The organism is Polynucleobacter sp. JS-JIR-II-c23, assembly GCF_035011225.1.
GTDB lineage: Bacteria > Pseudomonadota > Gammaproteobacteria > Burkholderiales > Burkholderiaceae > Polynucleobacter.
This window is the reverse complement of record NZ_JAYGQT010000001.1, coordinates 1911266-1932219: the sequence shown is the minus strand read 5'-3', so window position 1 is coordinate 1932219 and position 20954 is coordinate 1911266. Positions and strand designations below refer to the sequence as shown.

Here is a 20954-nt window from a genome sequence, read left to right as displayed (position 1 = left end):
TCAACGATTTGATTATATCCATACATGAAAGCCTCACAATCATTTCTCGCCACGCTAAAAGAAGCCCCCTCCGACGCTGAGGTGGTTTCGCACAAACTTATGGTGCGTGCAGGTTTAATTCGTAAGCTCAGCGCAGGCATTTATAACTATTTGCCGCTGGGTTTGAAGGTTATCCGCAAAGTAGAAAACATCATTCGCGAGGAAATGAATCGTGCTGGCGCAATTGAATTGCTCATGCCAATGATTCAGCCTGCTGAATTGTGGCAAGAGACTGGTCGTTGGGAAAAGATGGGGCCAGAGTTGCTGCGTATCAAAGATCGCCATGATCGCGATTTTTTGATTCAACCAACTTCTGAAGAGGTCATTACTGATTTGGCTCGCAATGAAGTGAAGAGTTACAAACAACTACCAATCAATTTTTATCAAATTCAAACCAAGTTCCGTGATGAGCGTCGCCCACGTTTCGGCATCATGCGTGGTCGCGAATTCAGCATGAAAGATGCTTACTCATTTGATCGCGATGTTGAGGGTCTCAAGAAATCCTATCAAATCATGTTTGATGCTTATACCCGTATCTTTAAGCGTATGGGCCTTCAGTTCCGTGCTGTAACCGCAGACAATGGAGCGATTGGTGGTTCTGGCAGTCAAGAGTTCCACGTGATTGCTGATACTGGTGAAGATGCGATTGTGTATTGCCCTAGTTCTGATTACGCAGCAAATTTAGAAGCTGCCGAATCATTGGCTTTGATTGCTGCTCGTGCTGCTGCATCTGCTGCGATGACCAAGGTGCCAACGCCCGATAAGACGAACTGTGCTGATGTGGCTAAGTTCTTAAATATTCCTCTTGAAAGCACCGTAAAGTCTTTGCTGTTTGCTGCTGATCAAGATGAAGGGCCAGCAAAACTCTTTATGTTGTTGGTGCGCGGTGACCATGAGCTTAACGAAGTCAAGGCAAGCAAAATTCCAGGTATGGCGGAATCACGCTTTGCTACTGAGGCAGAAATCAAACAAGCTTGTAATGCGCCAGCAGGTTATTTAGGTCCTGTTGGAGTCAGCGCTGATGTGACGGTTGTTGCTGATCGCACCGTTGCCAATATGGCTGACTTTGTTTGTGGCGCCAATGAAGCTGGTCATCACTTGACTGGTGTGAATTGGGGTCGTGATTTGCCTGAGCCCTTGGTTTTGGATATTCGTAACGCAGTGATGGGCGATCCATCACCGGATGGCAAAGGGGTTGTGGATATTTGCCGCGGTATTGAAGTCGGGCATGTATTTCAATTGGGCACTCGTTATTCGGAAGCAATGGGTTGCACTTACTTAGATCAACAGGGCAAAGCTCAGCCAATGGTGATGGGTTGTTACGGGATTGGCGTTACTCGTTTGCTTGGTGCTGCCATTGAGCAGGGTCATGACGAGAAAGGCATTATCTGGCCAATCTCAATGGCGCCATTCGAGGTGGTGATTTGCCCGATGGGTTACGAGAAATCAGAAGCAGTTAAGGCCGCATGTGATCAGTTGCATGACGAGCTACTAGCGGCTGGAATTGATGTGATTCTGGATGATCGCAATGAGCGCCCAGGCGCCATGTTTGCTGATTGGGAGCTGATTGGAGCACCATTCCGTGTAGTGATTGGTGATCGTGGCTTGGCAGACTCTCAAGTGGAATTTAAGGGCCGCGCTGATTCTGAATCCCAAAATATTCCACTAAATGACATCAAAGCAAAAGTGATTGCTGCAGTTCAAGCAGCAAAGATTTTAGTTAATTAATTATTTTTTGAAGAGCCCGCCAATACCCTTGGCGGCTCCTTTTGCAGCCATGGTAGCCATGGTGCGCGCCATTTTTCCGCCTTTGAATTGCTTCATCATGGTCTGTATTTGCTCAAACTGAGCAAGTAGGCGATTCACTTCTTGCACCTCTACTCCAGATCCCGCAGCAATGCGGCGCTTACGACTGGCCTTGAGTAGCTCAGGTTTTCTGCGCTCGCGAGGGGTCATGCTATCAATAATGCCGCGCATACGCGTAGTTTGTTTATCTGCATTACTGAGATTTGCTTTGGAGGCCGCTTGGGCAACTTGGCTTGGTAATTTGTCCATCAAGCTCGCCATGCCACCCATCTTTTGCATTTGCATCAGTTGATCTCGAAAATCTTCTAGATCAAAACCACCTTTAGAAATCTTGCTGGCCAATTTTTCTGCTTTGGTGACATCAACGTGTTGTTGAGCCTGCTCAACCAGAGCCAGAATATCGCCCATGCCCAAGATACGGTTGGCCATGCGTTCGGCATCAAATGCCTCTAGACCATCCATCTTCTCGGCAACGCCGATAAATTTGAGCGGTACACCAGTTACTTGACGAACGGAGAGGGCCGCACCACCGCGAGAGTCGCCATCCAGCTTGGTGAGGATCACACCAGTTAGTGGCAGGGCGTCGTGGAAGGCTTTGGCGGTATTGACAGCATCTTGTCCCAGCATGGCGTCAACTACGAATAAGGTTTCGATTGGATTTAGGCTGGCATGCAAGGTCTTGATTTCTTGCATGAGTGCTTCATCAATACCAAGACGACCTGCAGTATCCACAATCACCACATCAAAGTAATGGCGGCGTGCCCAATCTAGGGCAGCTACAGCAATATCATTTGGTTTTTGACTAATGTCGCTCGGAAAAAACTCGGCGCCAACCTGCTTAGTAACAGTTTCTAATTGCTCAATCGCAGCGGGACGATAAACGTCACAAGAAACAGTCAGAACTTTCTTTTTCTTTTTCTCTTGTAGCCACTTAGCGAGTTTGCCGACAGATGTCGTTTTACCCGCACCCTGTAAGCCCGCCATCAAGATCACTGCAGGAGGCTGGGTTGCTAGATTGAGTTCGCCACTTTGATTGGTATCGCCCGTCATGACTTGGGCGAGCTCACGTTGAACTACGCCAACCAGGGCTTGTCCAGGACTAAGGCTTCCAACCACTTCCTCGCCAAGGGCTTTAAATTTAATTTGTTCCAGCAAAGACTTGACTACCGGCAGCGCTACGTCAGCTTCCAATAGGGCCAAGCGGATTTCCCGCAGCATTTCTGCGGTATTGGCTTCGGTGAGGCGGGCCTGCCCCCGCATTGTTTTAACAACGCGTGATAGACGGTCGGTGAGGTTTTCTAGCATTTATCGATTAGACTTTCCAGATGGATATTTTAGGTTACTCAAGTTACGGATGGCTCCCTTCCGCACTTTATTTAGCGCTTTTGCTGGTTTTGGGCTTTAAAGCCAAGAGCGGCGTGGAGTCTCGCCTCTCAAGCACTCTGGTGCAGGCTGCCATTTTTGTGATTTTGGTGATTCATGGGGTGCAATTGCATGACTCCGTCTTTACCCCCCAAGGCTTTGTATTTGGTTTTGCACAGGATTTGTCCTTGATTGCTTGGGTTGGTCTGGCCTTTTATTGGTTTCAATCTTGGTTTTTACCTATCTCAAGCTTACGTTGGATGGCCTTAATGTTTGCGCTCATTTGCGCATTTTTGCCTACTGTTTTTCCAGGCACATTGCTTTCACCGAAAGCGGTTTCGGATCCTTGGTTTAAGGGGCACTTCGTGGTGGCTACTGTCTCAGTGGGCTTGCTGAGTCTGGCGGCGATGCATGCCATGCTCATGAGTGTTCAAGATCGCGCGTTGCATCGTCAGTTGGCAATCATTCCTAATGGCCGCCTTGCTCATTGGTTGGAGGATCTACCTCCGCTCATGACGATGGAGAGTCTTTTGTTCAATTTGCTTTATGTTGGTTTTGCGCTTTTGAGTTTGACAGTCTTCTCAGGCCTACTCTTTTCGCAAACCCTGTTTGGCAAACCTTTAATGTTTGACCACAAAACCATTTTTGCTTTGGTCTCCTGGTTTTTGTTTGCCGGTCTTTTGATAGCGCGTTGGCGAGTGGGGCTGCGTGGCAGAGCAGCTATTCGTTGGGTATTAAGTGCTTATACCGCTTTGTTGCTTGCTTACGTTGGTAGTCGCTTTGTAGTTGAAGTGATTCTTCAGAGAGCTTAACCATTGTTTAAGTGGCTTCTATTGTTTGCGGGTGCCAGCCTTGTTTACCTTTGGATTAAGGGTAAGAAGCAAGCTCAGCTCAACGCAGAAAATTCCTCTGAACCTAGTAAAAATAAGCCTGAGAGGCCTTCTGAGCCTGAGGTAATGGTGCAATGTCAGTGTTGCAAAGTGCATCTACCCAAGTCAGAAGCTTTCACTTTTGACGACCGTTTTTATTGCTCAAAAGAACATCTGCATGCGCTCGATTCAAATGGTTGGGTTGGTGATGCGCTATGGAGCGTTTCACCTAACCAAGACCTTAGACCAGAAAATGTTATCCCTGATCTAGTGGTGATTCATCACATCAGTCTTCCGCCAGGCGAGTTCAGAAAGCAATCGTCTAGTCAGCATATTGTTGATTTTTTCCAAAACAAGCTGGACCCAAATGCGCATCCTTATTTTGCGGAGATTGCAGACCAAAAGGTATCCAGCCATTTCTTGATTGCCCGCTCTGGAGATTTAATTCAGTTTGTCTCTACACAGAACAAGGCTTGGCACGCTGGTGTTTCATCATTTTTTGGCAGGGAAAAGTGCAATGACTTTTCGATTGGTATTGAGATGGAGGGGGATGGAGATTCGCCATTTGAAGATGCTCAGTATCAAGTCTTGGTAAATCTCATTCAGAAATTGGCAGTCACATATCCTCATTTGCAATTTGCAGGACACAGCGACATTGCGCCTGATCGCAAAACGGATCCTGGAATGTATTTTGACTGGAAAAAGTTCCAAAAAGAGACAGGCATTCTTCCTGAACGACTACCTTTTGGTCTAAGCCCTCGATAGTCTTCCTTTTGTATGTGAGCGTACGCTTACTTTTTTAGCCTTTGTCTAAAACGGGCCAAAAAATTCGCACCAAAATGACCCCAAAATAAGTGGAAAACTTAGTAAAAGTACTAATAAATATTTGTCATAAATGGCTTACCAATTATCAAATATTTCCCTATACTTAGTGCCTAATGCGCTTCAAGACACTAGATGTAGTGTTTGAATCTAGCAATACCCCATTGTTTTTTAACGATATTTTGTCCAAATAACTATATAAATACGCAGGAGCAACATGACATACGCTAATCCACAGACAGCAGGCCAACCAGCTGGAGCGAATAACCCAGGAATGAGTCCTGCAGGGGCGGTAAACCAAGCTCCTTCTGCCAGCTTTGTGGCTGGTGGTGTTGGTGGCACCCAGGCAACCCAATTGTCTGATTACAAAATTATTCGCCGTAATGGTTCGGTTGTAGCATTTGAGCCATCCAAAATTGCGATTGCAGTAACTAAGGCATTTTTAGCGGTTAATGGCGGACAAGGTGCTGCATCAGCACGTGTTCGCGAACAAGTAGAGCAGTTGACTCACTCTGTTGTGCGCGCATTGTTGCGTAGCCGCCCAAATGGCGGAACTTTCCATATCGAAGATATTCAAGACCAAGTTGAATTGGCTTTGATGCGTAGTGGTGAGCACAACGTTGCTCGTGCTTACGTTCTCTATCGTGAAAAGCGCAATCAAGAGCGTGCTGCTCAGCAAGAAGTTTCCCAGGAAGCGCAAACTGCGAATCAAGCTGGCGAGTCTGGCATCAAGGTAACTGACAACGGTATTGAGAAGTGGCTTGATATGGCTGCTTTGCGTACTGTGATTGAGGCGGCCTGCGAAGGTTTGGGTACTCATATAGACGCTACTCCAATCATTACTGAAACCATTAAGAACTTGTACGACGGCGTACCAATGGCGCAGGTGTACGACTCTGCTATTTTGGCTTCCCGTACTTTGATTGAAAAAGATCCGGCATACAGCCAAGTAACAGCGCGCATCTTGATGCACGTGATTCGTAAAGAAATCTTTGGTAAGGAAGTATTGCAAGGCGATACGCAAGCTGAATACAGCACTTACTTTGCGAAGTACATCAATGAAGGTATCTCTGCTGAGTTGCTGGACCCACGCATGCGTGAGTTTGACTTGCCACGCTTGGCTGCAGCCTTGAACGCCAGCCGTGACTTGCAGTTTAACTATCTTGGCTTGCAAACTTTGTATGACCGCTATTTCTTGCATATTGAAGAGCGTCGTATTGAAATGCCGCAGGCTTTCTTTATGCGCGTTGCAATGGGCTTGTCTTTGAATGAGATGGATCGCGAACGTCGTGCAATCGAGTTCTATGAAATCCTGTCTACATTTGATTTCATGTCCAGCACACCAACCTTGTTCAACTCGGCAACTACTCGTCCACAGCTTTCTAGCTGCTACTTGACAACTGTAGATGATGATTTGGATGGAATTTACGAAGCATTGAAAGAAAATGCTTTGTTGTCTAAGTTTGCTGGTGGTTTGGGTAATGACTGGACTAACGTTCGTGCGTTGGGAAGCCATATCAAAGGTACCAACGGCAAATCACAGGGTGTTGTGCCATTCTTGAAAGTGGTAAACGACACTGCAGTTGCTGTGAACCAAGGCGGTAAGCGTAAGGGCGCAGTTTGTGCCTACCTGGAAACATGGCACTTAGATATCGAAGAGTTCTTGGAATTGCGTAAGAACACTGGTGACGACCGTCGTCGTACCCACGATATGAATACCTCAAACTGGATTCCTGACTTGTTCATGAAGCGTGTCATGGAAGGTGGCGATTGGACTTTGTTCTCGCCATCCAACACTCCAGATTTGCATGACAAATTCGGTAGAGCATTTGAAGAGGCTTATGTTGCCTATGAGCAAAAAGCGGATCGTGGTGAATTGAAGCCATTCCGCCGCATTCCAGCGCAACAGTTATGGCGCAAGATGCTTGGCATGTTGTTTGAAACTGGCCACCCATGGATTACTTTCAAAGATCCTTGCAACATCCGTAGCCCACAACAGCACGTTGGCGTTGTTCACTCATCTAACCTCTGTACTGAGATCACCCTCAATACAAACGAGACTGAGATTGCGGTTTGTAACTTAGGCTCTGTGAACTTAACTGCTCACATGACAACTGATGCCAACGGCAAGATGATTTTGGATCATGAGAAGCTCCAAAGAACTGTTCGTACTGCAATGCGTATGCTCGATAACGTGATTGACATCAACTACTACGCAGTAGCTAAAGCGCGTAACTCTAACTTGAAGCACCGTCCAGTGGGCATGGGCATCATGGGCTTCCAGGATTGCTTGCATATGCAACGCATTCCTTATGCGAGCGATGAGGCTGTGAAGTTTGCTGACTCTTCAATGGAAGCGGTTTGCTACTACGCATACCAAGCATCCAATGAATTGGCTGAAGAGCGCGGCGTTTACAGCACCTACAAAGGTTCCTTATGGGATCGCGGCATTCTCCCGCAGGATTCAGTAGCCATGTTGGCGGCTGAGCGCGGTGGTTATGTTGAAGTGGATAACTCCTCTACTATGGATTGGAGCGGTTTGCGTGCACGCATCAAGCAACACGGTATGCGTAACTCCAACTGTGTGGCGATTGCCCCAACAGCAACGATCTCGAACATCATTGGTGTGTCTGCTTGTATCGAGCCTACTTTCCAGAACTTGTTTGTGAAATCTAACCTTTCAGGCGAATTCACAGTGGTAAACGAGTACTTGGTGCGTGATTTGAAAGATCGCGGTCTTTGGGATGAAGTGATGATTGCTGACTTGAAGTACTTTGACGGCACTTTGTCCAAAATCGACCGCATTCCACAAGATTTGCGTGATTTGTATGCAACTGCTTTCGAAGTGGAGCCAAGCTGGTTGGTTGAAGCTGCTTCACGTCGTCAGAAATGGATCGACCAAGCTCAATCACTCAACATCTACATGGGTGGCGCTTCTGGTAAGAAATTGGATGACACCTATAAGTTGGCTTGGTTGCGCGGCTTGAAAACCACTTATTACCTCCGCACAATGGCTGCAACTCACGTTGAGAAATCAACCGTTGCTAGTGGTCAGTTGAACTCCGTTTCTAGCGGTGGTGGCGTAAATGGTACAGATGCGGCAGCTGCACAAGAAGCTGATGGCCCAGTTTGCACAATGCGCCCAGGCGATGCTGGTTTCGAAGAATGTGAAGCATGCCAATAAGCGATTTGCTTATTGGTCAGAATAGAAGAATTAGGAGAAAGTTATGTTGAATTGGGAAGAGGAAGTCGCTCCGGCACTAGCCAAGGCGAATCTTGCACCGCAACCGGTTGCAGTTGAGCCGCAGCGCCCACAGGTAGATCAGGTTGCTCAAGTAGCTCCCCAAGTTGCTGCTACTGCTGCTCCAGCGCAAGCTGCTGCAGTTGGTGGTGCAGCCTTGCGTGTCAATGCCGCTGACAAGCGCGTTATTAATGCCAAGACTGACGTTAATCAGTTGGTTCCTTTCAAGTACAAGTGGGCTTGGGAGAAGTATTTAGCCGGTTGTGCAAATCACTGGATGCCACAAGAGATCAATATGAACCGCGATATCGCGCTTTGGAAAGATCCGAATGGCCTGACAGAGGATGAGCGTCGCATCATCAAGCGCAATCTGGGTTTCTTTACGACTGCAGATTCTTTGGCGGCAAACAACATTGTTTTGGGTACTTATCGCCACATTACTGCTCCAGAATGCCGCCAATACCTATTGCGCCAGGCTTTTGAAGAGGCAATTCACACCCACGCGTACCAATATATTGTGGAATCTTTAGGCTTAGATCAGGCTGAAATCTTCAATGCGTACAACGAAATTGAATCCATTCGCGCCAAAGATCAATTCTTAATTCCGTTTATTGATGTTTTAACTGACCCGAATTTTCAGACTGGCACATTAGAAAACGATCAAAAGTTGCTCCGATCACTCATTGTTTTTGCTTGCGTGATGGAAGGTTTGTTCTTTTATGTTGGTTTTACGCAAATACTTGCAATGGGTCGTCAAAATAAAATGACGGGTGCTGCTGAGCAGTATCAATACATCCTTCGCGACGAGTCTATGCACTGCAATTTTGGCATTGATTTGATTAACCAAATCAAGCTGGAGAACCCGCAGTTATGGACTTCCGCGTTCAAAGACGAGATCAAATCCATCTTCGAAAAAGCGGTCGAATTAGAGTACCGTTATGCCGAAGATACGATGCCTCGCGGAGTGCTCGGATTGAACGCTCCGATGTTCAAAGGGTACCTAAGATACATCTGTAATCGTAGATGTTTGCAAATAGGACTTGACGCGATGTTCCCAAATGAAGAGAATCCATTTCCATGGATGTCAGAAATGATTGATCTTAAGAAAGAAAGAAACTTTTTTGAGACACGCGTTATTGAGTATCAAACTGGCGGTGCGCTAAGTTGGGAGTAGTAAGCGGTAAGTAAGCGCATAGCCGGCTAAATTGGAGATTAGACGGTTGGATAGTTTAAGAAGTCAGCAAAAACAGACTCAAATCCGAAAACCCTTGCTCAAGGGTGTCTGGGCTATTCTCTCCATTTTTTCCAGCACATTTAAGAAGCCGTTGTCCTTTGGGACCACGGCTTTTTTTCCAGGATTCATTAGCGTGCAGCACCTAGCATCAAGCCGCGCGCCGATGAATGGCTCGCTCGTCAGATCCAAAAGGTTGCAAAACCAGGCGGAAATGAGTGGTCGGGTCTTCTTAATGTAGTTTGTACTAATCCTCACGTGAAGGAGTATTAATATGGCAATCGCCAAGAAAAAACCTGCTGCAAAGAAACCAGCTGCTAAGAAAAAAGTAGCTGCTAAGAAGCCTGCTGCTAAAAAAGTAGCTAAGAAGCGTCCTGCTGCTAAAAAAGCTGCTGCTAAGAAGCCTGCTGCTAAAAAAGTAGCTAAGAAGCGTCCTGCTGCTAAAAAAGCTGCTGCTAAAAAGCCAGCTGCTAAAAAAGTAGCTAAAAAAGTTGCAAAGAAGCGCGTAGCAAAAAAAAAGTAAGTAAGCCTGCTGCGAAGAAAGCGGGCTCTGCTGTAAAAAAGCCCGCGGCTAAGAAAGCTGCACCAGCGACTAGTGCGTTGAATCCTGCCGCTGCTTGGCCCTTCCCAACTGGCACACGTCCTTAATTGGACGGGTGTTACTAGAAGGGGTCTCTCACGAGACCCCTTTTTTTATTTCCAGATTGAGAAATGAGTAAGCCTAGGCACCTAGGCTGTTTTTACTTAGAAACTAAAGCCGAATGCTGCTTTAAATTGTGCGGAGATCTGATCTTTGCTGAGTTGGTGATTTTGTGGTCCCTGATGGGTAATTTTGATTGAACCCATCAAGCTAGCTAGGCGACCAGTGGTATCCCAGTCCATGCCGTTTTCTAGACCAAACAGCAATCCACCGCGGAAGGCATCCCCGCAACCTGTTGGATCTACTACTTTTGCAGCTGGTACTGGCGGAATCGAAATGCATTTACCTTCAAAGTAGATATCAGCACCTTCGGCACCTTTGGTAACGATCAGTGCCTTGACTCGTTCCGCTACTTTGGCCAAGCTCAAGCCCGTTCTTTGAGAAAGCATTTCTCCTTCGTAGTCATTTACCGCCAAGTAGCTGGCGATATCGACCAATTCCAGAAGCTCGGGACCGTTAAACATTGGTAAACCTTGGCCTGGGTCAAAGATAAAGGGAATATTGGCATCGGCTAGTTGATGGCAGTGCTCCCACATTCCTTGGCGACCGTCGGGTGCAACAATTCCTAATTTCGCAGGACCCTTAGCGTTCTTGCTACGCTCAGCCACAACTGCCGAGACTTGGTTCAGGTGGGATTCACCCATAGCACCCGGATGGAAAGCCGTGATTTGGTTATTGGCTTGATCAGTGGTGATCATCGCTTGCGCAGTAAAGGCTTGATCGATCTGGCGAATATGGCTTGCATCAATTTTGAGTTGCTGAAGGCGGCTCATGTAGGGCGCAGCATCACCACCCACTGTAGCCATGATGATCGGATCGCCGCCCAAAAGATTGAGGTTGTAGGCAATATTGCCAGCGCATCCGCCAAATTCACGGCGCATAGTTGGTACCAAGAAAGCTACATTCAGAATATGAATCTGCTCAGGCAGGATTTGATCGGCAAATTTGCCTTCAAAGTTCATGATGGTGTCGTAGGCAATGGAGCCACAGATCAAGCTAGCCATAAATTACTTTCTTTATAAAAATTGGGCGTAAATGTAGTGTTTATGAATTGATTTAGGGGTAGAGCACTCGAACACGATAGCCCGCAGCATTCAGCGGAAGAGAAATAAGCAACTCAAGCTGCAGCATTTCGCCAGAAGGGATCCCCTTTTTTAAAAAATCAGGATGAGATTCTTGCCAAGCTTTAGGTAGCCACTCTTGTGGAGTAAATTGCAGTGATTTGATTTCAGATTCTTCTGCATCAGTTAAAGAAATTTCTAAATTTGGAGCTAAAACGGCAATAGCTAGACGATTTTGTATCTCCACTTGCAGTAGAGATTGATTTGCAGGGTTTTTAAGGCCTTCTCGCGCGTTTTCTGCCGCAAGTGCGGCTGAAGTTATTTTCCATGCAGAAAAATCGCTCACAGTGCGATCTAGACATCCTAGTGCACGACAAAGTTTTGCATCGATATGTTGTAAAACATGAAACGCACTAACGGAAATGGAATTCGATGTTTCATCAATGCGTGGCGCTAATGCGGGAAGCAATGAATTTCTGGAGAGATGCTCTCCAAAAACTAGGAGTAGTAGAAGTAAAGCAGTTAGAAGGGCGAACTTAAGACTTTTTTTTTGAGCAGGTGCAGCAAAAGTAGATTCAGAGTTGCTTTGCAAATCCTTGTTTAAGGTGCCGTGCAAGCAAACCCAACCCTCACTCTCTTTCCAAACGGAGAGCTTTAGCCATTGGCTATAGGTAGCAATTACTTCTTCTGCTTGGCGGGCAAGTACACCAGATAAAACAATACGTCCGCCTACTTTCATCTTGTTGACTAAGGCAGGAGCAAGAACTTGCAGTGGATTTGCCAGAATATTGGCCATCACGATGTCATATTTGGTTTCGGCAGCCAGTTCGAGTGCGCCTTCGTTTGGCAAGACAAAGCGAATGGTGGTGTTATTGATTTCTGCATTACTGCGAGCAGCAACCATCGCTTGCGGATCAATATCGGTGCCGATCACTGGTTTACAGCCCAGCTTTGCAGCAGCAATTGCCAATATGCCTGAGCCACAACCGTAATCCAAGAGACTTTGATTTTGCAAATGACTTTGTTGTTCAAGCCAAAGAAGGCACAAATGCGTGGTTGGGTGACTGCCAGTGCCAAATGCGAGACCTGGATCAACCGCAAGGCAGATCGCATTGGGATCCGTTGGCGCATCGTGCCAAGATGGCACTACCCAAATCCGCTCACCAATCTGAATCGGTGCAAATTGACTTTGGGTTAAGCGAACCCAGTCTTGTTCTTCAACTGTTTTTTCTTGAGGAGGTGCTAGATGAAAGCCTACCTCTTTAAGGGATGCGAGTAGTTCGGGAATAAATTCTGCACTACCTGAAGCATCAATCTCTGGATTAAAGAGAGCGGTTACTGACGACCTGTCCCATGCTTGTACTTCTGGATGAAGTCCAGGCTCTCCGTAGAGGGGGTTTTCGTCGTAGCCACCAGCAGCATCATCTTCAACGGTGACGGACAGGGCACCTAAATCCAAAAGCGCATCACCCAAAGGCTCAGCGGTTTCGGCGGCTACCGTGAATACCAGTTCACGATAAGACATGAAGCGCTTTCATCATTAGGATTTGCCGCGACTCGCAGCTTGCTCTTCTAAGCGATGCTCTAAGTAATGAATGCTGGTGCCGCCTTCAATGAAGTTCGGATCTAGCATGAGTTCACGATGAAGCGGGACGTTGGTTGTAATGCCATCAATCACCATCTCGGAGAGCGCAATTTGCATGCGGCGAATGGCTTGCTCACGAGTATTGCCGTAAGAAATCAGCTTACCAATCATGGAGTCATAGTTTGATGGAACCACGTAACCACTGTAGGCATGTGAGTCAACCCGAATACCGGGGCCACCAGGCATGTGGAATGAACCAATTTTGCCAGGGCTCGGGGTGAACTTGAATGGATCTTCGGCATTCAAGCGGCACTCAATGGCGTGACCACGGAAAACAATATCTTTTTGGCGATAGCTGAGTTTCAGGCCAGCCGCAATACGAATTTGTTCCTGAACGATATCCACACCAGTAATCATTTCTGTCACTGGATGCTCCACCTGAACACGGGTATTCATCTCAATGAAGAAGAATTCGCCATCTTCGTAGAGAAACTCAAAGGTACCGGCGCCACGATAGCCAATCTTGCGACAGGCTTCTGCGCAACGCTCGCCAATTTTGGCGATAAGACGACGATCAATGCCTGGTGCTGGCGCTTCTTCAATGACTTTTTGGTGGCGACGCTGCATAGAGCAATCGCGCTCACCCAACCAAATCGCATTGCCATGGGTGTCAGCAAGAATCTGAATCTCAACGTGGCGAGGTTTTTCTAAAAACTTCTCCATATAGACTTCTGGGTTACCAAAGGCACGACCCGCTTCTTCTCGGGTCATATTGACAGCGTTGATCAGCGCAGCTTCAGTGTGAACCACTCGCATGCCACGACCACCACCACCGCCAGCAGCTTTAATGATTACTGGATAGCCAACTTTTTTTGCGGTTGCAATAATTTCTTTTGGGTTATCAGGAAGTGCGCCCTCTGATCCAGGTACGCAAGGAACACCAGCTTTAATCATGGCGCGTTTTGCAGAAACCTTATCACCCATCAAGCGAATGGATGCAGCAGTGGGACCAATAAAGGCAAAGCCAGATTTCTCAACCCGCTCTGCAAAGTCTGCATTTTCAGAAAGGAAGCCGTAACCAGGGTGAATTGCTTCTGCGTCGGTAACTTCCGCTGCAGAAATGATCGCAGGCATATTTAGATAGCTGAGCGGAGATGGCGCCGGCCCGATACAAACCGCTTCATCGGCAAGCTTTACATACTTCGCTTCTTTATCTGCTGTGGAGTACACCACCACAGTTTTAATTCCCAACTCGCGGCATGCGCGTTGGATGCGGAGAGCAATTTCTCCCCGATTGGCAATCAGAATCTTATCGAACATGTCGGCTCTGAGTTAAGTAACAGTGAATTGGAATTGAACTAAAGGTAGTCAATTAAGCGATGATGAAAAGCGGCTGGTCAAATTCAACACCTTGACCGTTTTCACAAAGAATTTCTTTGATCACGCCAGCATGCTCGGATTCGATTTCATTGAGTAACTTCATTGCTTCAATAATGCAAAGCGTTTGACCTACCTTGACAGTGTCGCCAATGTTGACGAAGTTCGGAGACTCTGGATTTGGGGCGCGGTAGAAAGTGCCAACCATTGGTGAGCGTGCAATAGAGCCAGTTTCAGTCGCGGGAGCTTCAGCGATAGGAGCTGTTGCAACAGGTGCGCTAGCTGCTGGTGCAGCTTGCATCGCAGGTGCTGGATTGGCGTAAACCATTTGGCCAGCGGGCGCAGGAGATCCGGTGTTCACAATGCGAACGCGATCTTCGCCTTCATTTACCTCTAATTCTGAAATGCCTGATTCAGAAACTAGGTCGATCAAGGTTTTTAGTTTTCTCAGATCCATACGAGTGCTTCCTCTCTTGTCATTCTTTAAATAGTTTTATTCTGCAAGCGAGCAATAGCTGCTTGCAGGGCCAATTCATAGCCAATCGCGCCAAGACCACAAATCACCCCAGTCGCAATATCGGACAAATAGGAGTGTTTACGGAATTCTTCGCGCTGATGAATATTGGATAAATGGACTTCGGTAAAAGGGATAGCTACCCCAGCCAAGACGTCGCGTAATGCAACGCTTGTGTGGGTAAAGGCGCCTGGGTTGATGATGATGAAATCAACCCCATCTTGTTTAGCCTTTTGAATGCGGTCAATTAACTCACCTTCATGATTGCTTTGAAAAGTGCCGAGGTCAACGGACTGTGCTTTTGACAGTTCGCCGAGCTTTTGGTGGATATCTTCTAGGGTAGTTTTCCCGTAAACATCAGGTTCACGGGTGCCTAATAGATTTAGGTTTGGGCCCTGAATTACGAGAATTGAAGCTTTTTTCGACATAGATCCCTGTTTTTAGAGGCAGTTAAGCGTAAATTGCTAAATAACTTCATGCTCGATTGCTTATGAAGGGAAGTATACCTTTTAAAGGATGGGAAAAGATCAAAAACTCGGTGCAAAAACGGGAATTTTCATCAATTTTAAAGGTAGATATCAGAATTAATGCTTAATTATTAGGCAAAAATTGATAGCTGGATAAATCTATTTAAGCTTAAAAATACTTATAAATCTGATTTAATTGCTCTTCTGATGTCATCTTCGCTTATCTTACCTAATTTGCTGTAGCTAGCCTTACCTTTGGAATTGATGATGATGGTGTAAGGAAGGGCGCCCTGGGAATTTCCCAGCTGCTTGGAAAGATTGCTGCCTTCAAGACCACCAATCACAATCGGATAGCTCACGGGTGTTTTTGAAAGAAATTCACGAATATTAGAGGGTGAATCGATACCAATGCCGACAAATAAGACATTTTGCTGTAAGAACTCTTGCTGAAGCTTATCTAAAGCAGGCATTTCTTCGACACAGGGGGGACACCAGGAGGCCCAAAAGTTCACCACCAGCACTTTCCCCTGCCATTCTTGGGTATTCACTGTTTTCCCATCCGGGGTTTGCCAAGAATTCGCAAAAAATGCTTTTACGGCAGGATCACTGGCCAATCCAGTTTTATAAATCCACTGGGAGGTTAGTACACCCCCAAGGAGTGCCAAAAGACTAATTGCGACGATGATGATCAATTGTCTGCGGTTCATTGCAACTCCTTCGCTAAAATTCGCTAATGCATATACATATCTTGGGCATTTGCGGTACTTTCATGGGCGGCATTGCCGCAATTGCGAGGCAAGCTGGGCATCGTGTTACTGGTTGCGATGCCAACGTCTATCCACCAATGAGTACGCAGCTTGAAGCTCAAGGTATCAAACTGATTGAGGGATTCTCCCCCGATCAATTATCTCAGTTTGAGACCATGCCTGATTTATTCGTAATTGGCAATGTGGTTTCTCGCGGCAACCCATTGATGGAAGCAATTCTGAATCAAGGACTGCCCTACATATCTGGTCCGCAATGGTTGGGTGAACAAGTTTTATATGGACGCCATGTTTTGGCCGTAGCGGGTACGCATGGTAAGACAACCACTTCAGCTATGTTGACTTGGATTTTGGAATTCAATGGCTACAAGCCGGGTTATCTTATTGGTGGCGTGCCCCTGAATTTCACTGTCTCTGCACGTTTAGGTGAGAGCAAATATTTTGTGATTGAAGCCGATGAATATGACACCGCTTTCTTTGATAAGCGCAGTAAGTTTGTTCACTACCGACCACGTACTGCTCTATTGAATAACTTAGAGTTTGATCACGCTGATATTTTTGCTGATCTTGCGGCAATCGAAACGCAATTTCATCATTTAGTGCGCACTGTTCCTGGCGATGGTTTACTGGTCGTAAATGGTGAGGAGCCTGCATTGGCGAGCGTGATTACGCGTGGCGCTTGGGCGCCTGTAGAGCGGTTCGGGCAAGAACTCACAAACGAATGGTCTCTAATCACTCAAGAGGCTGATGGCTTTATAGTGCGCAAGGCAGGTAAAGAAGTAGCCACTGTAAAGTGGGCGCCTGATTCTGGTGTGATGGGAAGACACAATCAACTCAATGCACTTGCAGCGATTGCTTGCGCAAATCATATTGGTATCTCTCCAGCAGATGGTGCACGTGCGTTGGCGGAATTTAAGAATGTAAAGCGTCGCTTGGAAACGATTGGTGTTGCAAATGACATCACGGTCTATGATGATTTTGCGCACCATCCAACCGCGATCACAACTACAGTTGACGGCCTACGTCGTCGCATTGGTAAAGCACGTATCTTGGCGGTACTGGAGCCACGTTCAAATACGATGAAGCTCGGTGTGATGAAAGCTCAACTCCCTGGAAGTCTAGAGGCTGCTGACAAAGTGTTTGCCTACGGCGCTAATGCCGGCAAGGAATCATTGGGTTGGGATTTGGCAGACGTCTTATCTCCACTCAACAAGCAGAAACAGGGTAAAGCGCATGCCTTTGATGATCTTGAGGCATTAGTGAATGCGGTTGCGCATGAGGCTCAGCCTGGTGATCACATTTTGGTAATGAGCAATGGCGGGTTTGGTGGCGTGCATCAGAAAATATTAAAAGCCATTTCGGCGCAGTAAAAAATAAGAATTAATAACAAAAGCAAAAATAGAAAGCAAATCATGGGCGATAGATTAAAAGACAAGGTAGCCATCATTACCGGCGCGGCAAAGGGTATTGGTTTTGCTACTGCTCAGCGTTTTGCAGAAGAGGGTGCAAAAGTCATTATTACGGATATCAGTCTGGAAGCAGTTAATAGTGCGGCTGAAAAAACGCCTAATGCCGAAGGCTATGCCATGAATGTCACCGATCGCGCTAGCATTCAGTCAGTTGTAGACCAGGTAATGCAAAAGCATGGGCGGATTGATATCTTGATCAATAACGCAGGCATTACTCAAGATGCACGCTTAATTAAGATGACCGAAGCACAGTTTGATACTGTGATTGATGTCAATCTGAAGGGTGTATTTAATTGCACTCAGTTAATCGTGCCGCATATGTTGGAAGCTGGCTCTGGCGCAGTGGTCAACGCATCAAGCGTTGTGGGCCTCTATGGTAATTTTGGCCAAACCAATTACTCAGCTACTAAATTTGGTGTCATTGGTTTTACAAAAACATGGGCGCGTGAATTAGGGCCTAAAGGCATTCGAGTCAATGCGGTGTGCCCAGGTTTTATCGCCACTGAAATGGTCATGGCCATGCCAGCAAATATTGTGCAAGACATTGAAAAGCGCAGTTGGCTTGGTCGTCTAGGCACCCCAACAGAAATGGCAAATGTGTATTTATTCTTAGCAAGCGATGAGGCAAGCTATGTTAATGGAGTGGCATTAGAGGCCAGCGGCGGGATCTCGCTCTAAGCATGAATCTTTTATACGAAGAAGGTGGCGATATTAAGATCGCTACAGTCCAGTCTGCCTCAGGAGTTGGCGATGCAGAGTCTTGGCAAGCAACTAGTCTTTCTGGAAAAAAGATCAAACTCAAAGCCAAGGAAGTGTGGCTGCGTTTTGAAAAGCCCGAGGCTCAAGCTGCAATAGATGAGGCCAATACGCTCACTGCTGATATTGATTTACAGTTCCTTTGGGATTGCGCGCCTGATGAGGAATTTGGCTTGGTTGATGTAGCGCATGAGTACTTTGGCTCACAAGCGAGCATTCCACAACAAGTTGCGCTAGCTATTGCCTTACAAGGTGCACCAGTATTTTTCCGTCGCAAAGGGCGTGGTCGGTTTCAGAGAGCTCCACTAGAGCAGTTGCAGGCTGGTTTGGCTGCTTTAGAGCGCAAGCAAAAAGAGCTTGAACAGCAATCCATTTGGCAGCAGGAGTTGGTTGCTGGCACTTTCCCTGAGGTGCTGAAATCTTCGGCTAAGCAGTTACTTTTTTCTCCTGATAAAAATACTTTTGCCTATAAGGCATTGATCGCAGCCTGTACTGAGACCGGAGAGTCTCCGGCGCAGCTGATGATTCGTTGTGGCGCAATTGATTCGCCTTTGGCGTATCACCAGGGGTTGTTTCTCAAAGCCCATTTTCCGAATGGCGCGGAGCACAACCTCGCTATCGGAGTTGATCAAGCTGCATATGCATCTGCTATTGCTGAGCTACCGCTTGCTCAGGTGCAGGCATTCTCCATTGATGATTCGGGCACCACAGAGATTGATGATGCTCTATCGGTTACGGCAATCGAGGGTGGGCATCGAGTGGGGATTCACATCGCCGCCCCTGGATTGGCCATTACAAAAGATGATCCATTGGATCAAGTCGCTCGTAATCGAATGTCCACGGTGTACTTTCCGGGTGACAAAATTACAATGCTGCCCGATTCACTGATTGAGCAATTTTCATTAGATGAGGGCATGCCTAGACCGGCCTTATCCATCTATGTTGATATTGATGCTGAAGGGGTTGCCAATCGAGCGAGCTTGCAGATGCGTGCCGAGATGGTGCCGATGGCTGCTAATTTGCGTCTGGAAAATATTGAGCATCTCGTGAGTGAGGAAAGCCTGCTGGACGAGGGTTCTAACTACCCCTATCGCAAAGAGCTCGCCACTCTATGGCAAGCGGCCAAACATCTACATGCAGGGCGTCAAGAGAAGCGCGCAGCAAATGGTTTGCGTGCTGAGCAGTTAGGCGTCATAGATCCAAATGCCCTGGCAAGGGACTTCCATTTTCAGATTCAAGATGTTGATGGGGTGCAGCGCGTAGAAATCATGCCACGTCAACGCGGTTCTATTTTGGATACGATCGTTGCTGAGTGGATGATTTTCTGTAATAGCGCCTCAGGACAGCTTTTAGCAGATCATGGTCTTCCTGGATTATTCAGAACTCAAAAGGGTTGGGGTCCCTTGCGTACACGGATGCAAACCACTCCTGGACCTCATGAGGGCCTTGGTTTGGACTATTACGCCTGGTGTACATCTCCTTTACGTCGGTATTCTGATTTGGTGAATCAGTGGCAATTAATTGCGCTGGCAAAGCATGGTGTCACTGCCAAGATGGTTGCCCCATTCCCACCGAGAGACGCTACCTTGATGGGTATTGCCGCTGACTTTGAATCTTGCTATCAAGCTTATGGTGAGTTTCAAGATCGCTTGGAAAAGTATTGGTGTCTACGTTGGATTACTCAAGATGGTGAATCCAAAACTGTTCATGTACGCCATTTAAAAGAAGGCATGTCTAGAGTGGAGTTGGTGCCTCTACATTTACCCATTCCTGAATTGGCAACCCATCCGCGTCTGACCCGTGCGGAAGTGGTGATCGCAGATGTAGATTTGCTGCAGTTAAGTGCTGGCGTTCGCGTGTTGGAAATTGAGGCAAAAATTGAATCCCCCGAAAAGGCTTTGGCTGATCAGGTTGCCGAGCAGGCTCCAGAGCAAGTGGTTTCGGATAACCCCAAAGAAGATGCTAGCCCAGATTAAATCGTTAGAGTTTCCATGTCCTGAGAGGCTTGGTAAGGCTTTGCTTTATCTGCGAGGGGCTTGGAATCGTTACCCTTTTCGATTTGCACTATGCGCTTCAATACTGATTCATGTTCTTTTTTTGTCTTTCCGTTGGGGTGTGGGAGAGATCCAGAATCGTAGACTCAATACCCCGCTGAGCGTTGTTTTGGTCAACGCCAGCAATAAAACCCCTCCTCAGAAAGCCAGCAAATTGGCGCAGGCTGATTTGCAGGGTGGCGGCAAAACAGAAAATCAAGAAGCCACTGCTATGCATCGCGCCAGATTAGGTGCTGAGGCTAAGCTTGAGGTCTTAGAAAAACAGCAAAAGCAAATGCTCGCAAAGTTAGATGAGCAACGCACTCGTTCAGGTGGTCGCAAGAGTGGCGATGAGCAAAAAATCACTCCCCAATTAAATTCTTTAGAGGCTGAGTTAGCTAAACGCTTGCAAGCTGATGGCAAAGAACCAAGACGTAAAGTATTGACCGGGGCCAATACCAAAGCAGTCACCTTTGCACATTATTACGATGCGATGCGTCAGAAGATTGAGGCTTACGGAAGTGCTTTTTTCCCAAGGGCGAATGGACGCCCTTTGTACGGCAGTCTAGTCATTGTTGTTAGCGTTGATAATCAAGGCAGAATCACTACAAATGCTCAAGGTAAGGATGGGCTCTCGATAGGCCGTAGTTCTGGCAATCCCGAGCTAGACCGCCAAGCGCTGGCAATTGTGAGAGCCTCCGCACCATTTGGTCCTTTCCCTTCGGAAATGCGTAATCAAATCGATGTCTTAGATTGGATCTCTACCTTTGAGTTCACGCGTGATGGGGTAGATCGCCTCGAGCTGCGCCATTAATACCATTTAAAAAGTTTACAAACTCAGTTTATAAATTCGCTTAT

General features: G+C 46.9%; 17 protein-coding genes and 1 pseudogene. 10 read left to right on the top strand and 8 right to left on the bottom strand.

The window, feature by feature from the left end:
* The first annotated feature begins 24 nt into the window (after positions 1-24).
* Positions 25-1767 (top strand): proline--tRNA ligase, encoded by a 1743-nt coding sequence (locus VC159_RS09895; protein ID WP_323473484.1) that lies wholly within the window; start codon positions 25-27, stop codon positions 1765-1767.
* Here VC159_RS09895 and ffh read toward each other — a convergent pair whose 3' ends face one another.
* Positions 1768-3150, bottom strand: coding sequence for a signal recognition particle protein (gene ffh / locus VC159_RS09890; protein ID WP_323473483.1), 1383 nt, complete (start codon positions 3148-3150; stop codon positions 1768-1770).
* A gap of 20 nt (positions 3151-3170) precedes the next feature.
* Between ffh and VC159_RS09885 the strand changes: the two genes are divergently transcribed.
* The 5 genes from VC159_RS09885 (at position 3171) to VC159_RS09865 (ending at position 9893) form a co-directional block, all read left to right on the top strand.
* A complete protein-coding gene (locus VC159_RS09885) occupies positions 3171-4019 on the top strand; it encodes a cytochrome C assembly family protein (RefSeq protein ID WP_323473482.1) in 849 nt (282 codons plus the stop codon).
* 3 nt (positions 4020-4022) lie between these two features.
* Positions 4023-4841, top strand: a complete 819-nt coding sequence (gene ampD / locus VC159_RS09880) for a 1,6-anhydro-N-acetylmuramyl-L-alanine amidase AmpD (RefSeq protein WP_323473481.1) — start codon at positions 4023-4025, stop codon at positions 4839-4841.
* Positions 4842-5172: 331 nt separating this feature from the next.
* A complete protein-coding gene (locus tag VC159_RS09875) occupies positions 5173-8082 on the top strand; it encodes a ribonucleoside-diphosphate reductase subunit alpha (RefSeq protein WP_416350446.1) in 2910 nt (969 codons plus the stop codon).
* Between the two features lie 43 nt (positions 8083-8125).
* A complete protein-coding gene (locus VC159_RS09870; RefSeq protein WP_323473479.1) occupies positions 8126-9313 on the top strand; it encodes a ribonucleotide-diphosphate reductase subunit beta in 1188 nt (395 codons plus the stop codon).
* Between the two features lie 331 nt (positions 9314-9644).
* The gene (locus VC159_RS09865) at positions 9645-9893 is read left to right on the top strand and encodes a hypothetical protein (RefSeq protein WP_371743853.1); all 249 of its coding nucleotides are present in this window, start codon (positions 9645-9647) and stop codon (positions 9891-9893) included.
* Between the two features lie 221 nt (positions 9894-10114).
* On the opposite strand, the gene VC159_RS09860 is transcribed toward VC159_RS09865, so the two are convergent.
* The 7 genes and pseudogenes from VC159_RS09860 to VC159_RS09830 form a co-directional block, all read right to left on the bottom strand.
* Entirely contained in the window at positions 10115-11074 is a 960-nt protein-coding gene (locus tag VC159_RS09860) for a carbohydrate kinase family protein (RefSeq protein WP_323473478.1), read from the bottom strand.
* A 52-nt stretch (positions 11075-11126) separates the two neighbouring features.
* On the bottom strand, positions 11127-11723 hold the full coding sequence (locus VC159_RS09855) for a DUF3426 domain-containing protein (protein WP_323473586.1): 597 nt from the start codon (positions 11721-11723) through the stop codon (positions 11127-11129).
* A gap of 12 nt (positions 11724-11735) precedes the next feature.
* Positions 11736-12656, bottom strand: a pseudogene (gene prmA, locus VC159_RS09850) (50S ribosomal protein L11 methyltransferase); the annotation flags it as partial.
* Between the two features lie 15 nt (positions 12657-12671).
* The gene (gene accC / locus VC159_RS09845; protein WP_215362568.1) at positions 12672-14036 is read right to left on the bottom strand and encodes an acetyl-CoA carboxylase biotin carboxylase subunit; all 1365 of its coding nucleotides are present in this window, start codon (positions 14034-14036) and stop codon (positions 12672-12674) included.
* 52 nt (positions 14037-14088) lie between these two features.
* On the bottom strand, positions 14089-14550 hold the full coding sequence (gene accB, locus VC159_RS09840; RefSeq protein ID WP_323473477.1) for an acetyl-CoA carboxylase biotin carboxyl carrier protein: 462 nt from the start codon (positions 14548-14550) through the stop codon (positions 14089-14091).
* 26 nt (positions 14551-14576) lie between these two features.
* The gene (aroQ, locus tag VC159_RS09835; protein WP_323473476.1) at positions 14577-15035 is read right to left on the bottom strand and encodes a type II 3-dehydroquinate dehydratase; all 459 of its coding nucleotides are present in this window, start codon (positions 15033-15035) and stop codon (positions 14577-14579) included.
* Positions 15036-15253: 218 nt separating this feature from the next.
* Positions 15254-15781, bottom strand: a complete 528-nt coding sequence (locus VC159_RS09830) for a TlpA family protein disulfide reductase (RefSeq protein WP_323473475.1) — start codon at positions 15779-15781, stop codon at positions 15254-15256.
* Between the two features lie 26 nt (positions 15782-15807).
* Between VC159_RS09830 and mpl the strand changes: the two genes are divergently transcribed.
* The 4 genes from mpl to VC159_RS09810 are packed head-to-tail and all read left to right on the top strand — an operon-like array spanning position 15808 to position 20910.
* Positions 15808-17208: a UDP-N-acetylmuramate:L-alanyl-gamma-D-glutamyl-meso-diaminopimelate ligase gene (mpl, locus tag VC159_RS09825; RefSeq protein WP_323473474.1), complete on the top strand. Its 1401-nt coding sequence runs from the start codon at positions 15808-15810 to the stop codon at positions 17206-17208.
* A 42-nt stretch (positions 17209-17250) separates the two neighbouring features.
* The gene (locus VC159_RS09820) at positions 17251-17985 is read left to right on the top strand and encodes a beta-ketoacyl-ACP reductase (protein ID WP_323473473.1); all 735 of its coding nucleotides are present in this window, start codon (positions 17251-17253) and stop codon (positions 17983-17985) included.
* Positions 17986-17987: 2 nt separating this feature from the next.
* Positions 17988-20039: a ribonuclease catalytic domain-containing protein gene (locus VC159_RS09815; protein WP_323473472.1), complete on the top strand. Its 2052-nt coding sequence runs from the start codon at positions 17988-17990 to the stop codon at positions 20037-20039.
* Positions 20023-20910, top strand: a complete 888-nt coding sequence (locus VC159_RS09810) for a TonB family protein (RefSeq protein ID WP_323473471.1) — start codon at positions 20023-20025, stop codon at positions 20908-20910. The genes VC159_RS09815 and VC159_RS09810 overlap by 17 nt, the downstream gene beginning before the upstream one ends.
* Positions 20911-20954 lie beyond the last annotated feature (44 nt).

Excerpts from the sequence above, each read along its gene's own strand:
- VC159_RS09875 (WP_416350446.1), top strand. The coding sequence starts at position 5,173 with ATGAGTCCTGCAGGGGCGGTAAACCAAGCTCCTTCTGCCAGCTTTGTG.
- VC159_RS09895 (WP_323473484.1), top strand. The coding sequence starts at position 25 with ATGAAAGCCTCACAATCATTTCTCGCCACGCTAAAAGAAGCCCCCTCC.
- aroQ (WP_323473476.1), bottom strand. The coding sequence starts at position 15,035 with ATGTCGAAAAAAGCTTCAATTCTCGTAATTCAGGGCCCAAACCTAAAT.
- VC159_RS09865 (WP_371743853.1), top strand. The coding sequence starts at position 9,645 with ATGGCAATCGCCAAGAAAAAACCTGCTGCAAAGAAACCAGCTGCTAAG.
- VC159_RS09830 (WP_323473475.1), bottom strand. The coding sequence starts at position 15,781 with ATGAACCGCAGACAATTGATCATCATCGTCGCAATTAGTCTTTTGGCA.
- VC159_RS09860 (WP_323473478.1), bottom strand. The coding sequence starts at position 11,074 with ATGGCTAGCTTGATCTGTGGCTCCATTGCCTACGACACCATCATGAAC.
- VC159_RS09885 (WP_323473482.1), top strand. The coding sequence starts at position 3,171 with ATGGATATTTTAGGTTACTCAAGTTACGGATGGCTCCCTTCCGCACTT.
- VC159_RS09870 (WP_323473479.1), top strand. The coding sequence starts at position 8,126 with ATGTTGAATTGGGAAGAGGAAGTCGCTCCGGCACTAGCCAAGGCGAAT.
- VC159_RS09820 (WP_323473473.1), top strand. The coding sequence starts at position 17,251 with ATGGGCGATAGATTAAAAGACAAGGTAGCCATCATTACCGGCGCGGCA.
- accC (WP_215362568.1), bottom strand. The coding sequence starts at position 14,036 with ATGTTCGATAAGATTCTGATTGCCAATCGGGGAGAAATTGCTCTCCGC.
- mpl (WP_323473474.1), top strand. The coding sequence starts at position 15,808 with ATGCATATACATATCTTGGGCATTTGCGGTACTTTCATGGGCGGCATT.
- VC159_RS09810 (WP_323473471.1), top strand. The coding sequence starts at position 20,023 with ATGCTAGCCCAGATTAAATCGTTAGAGTTTCCATGTCCTGAGAGGCTT.
- VC159_RS09815 (WP_323473472.1), top strand. The coding sequence starts at position 17,988 with ATGAATCTTTTATACGAAGAAGGTGGCGATATTAAGATCGCTACAGTC.
- accB (WP_323473477.1), bottom strand. The coding sequence starts at position 14,550 with ATGGATCTGAGAAAACTAAAAACCTTGATCGACCTAGTTTCTGAATCA.
- ffh (WP_323473483.1), bottom strand. The coding sequence starts at position 3,150 with ATGCTAGAAAACCTCACCGACCGTCTATCACGCGTTGTTAAAACAATG.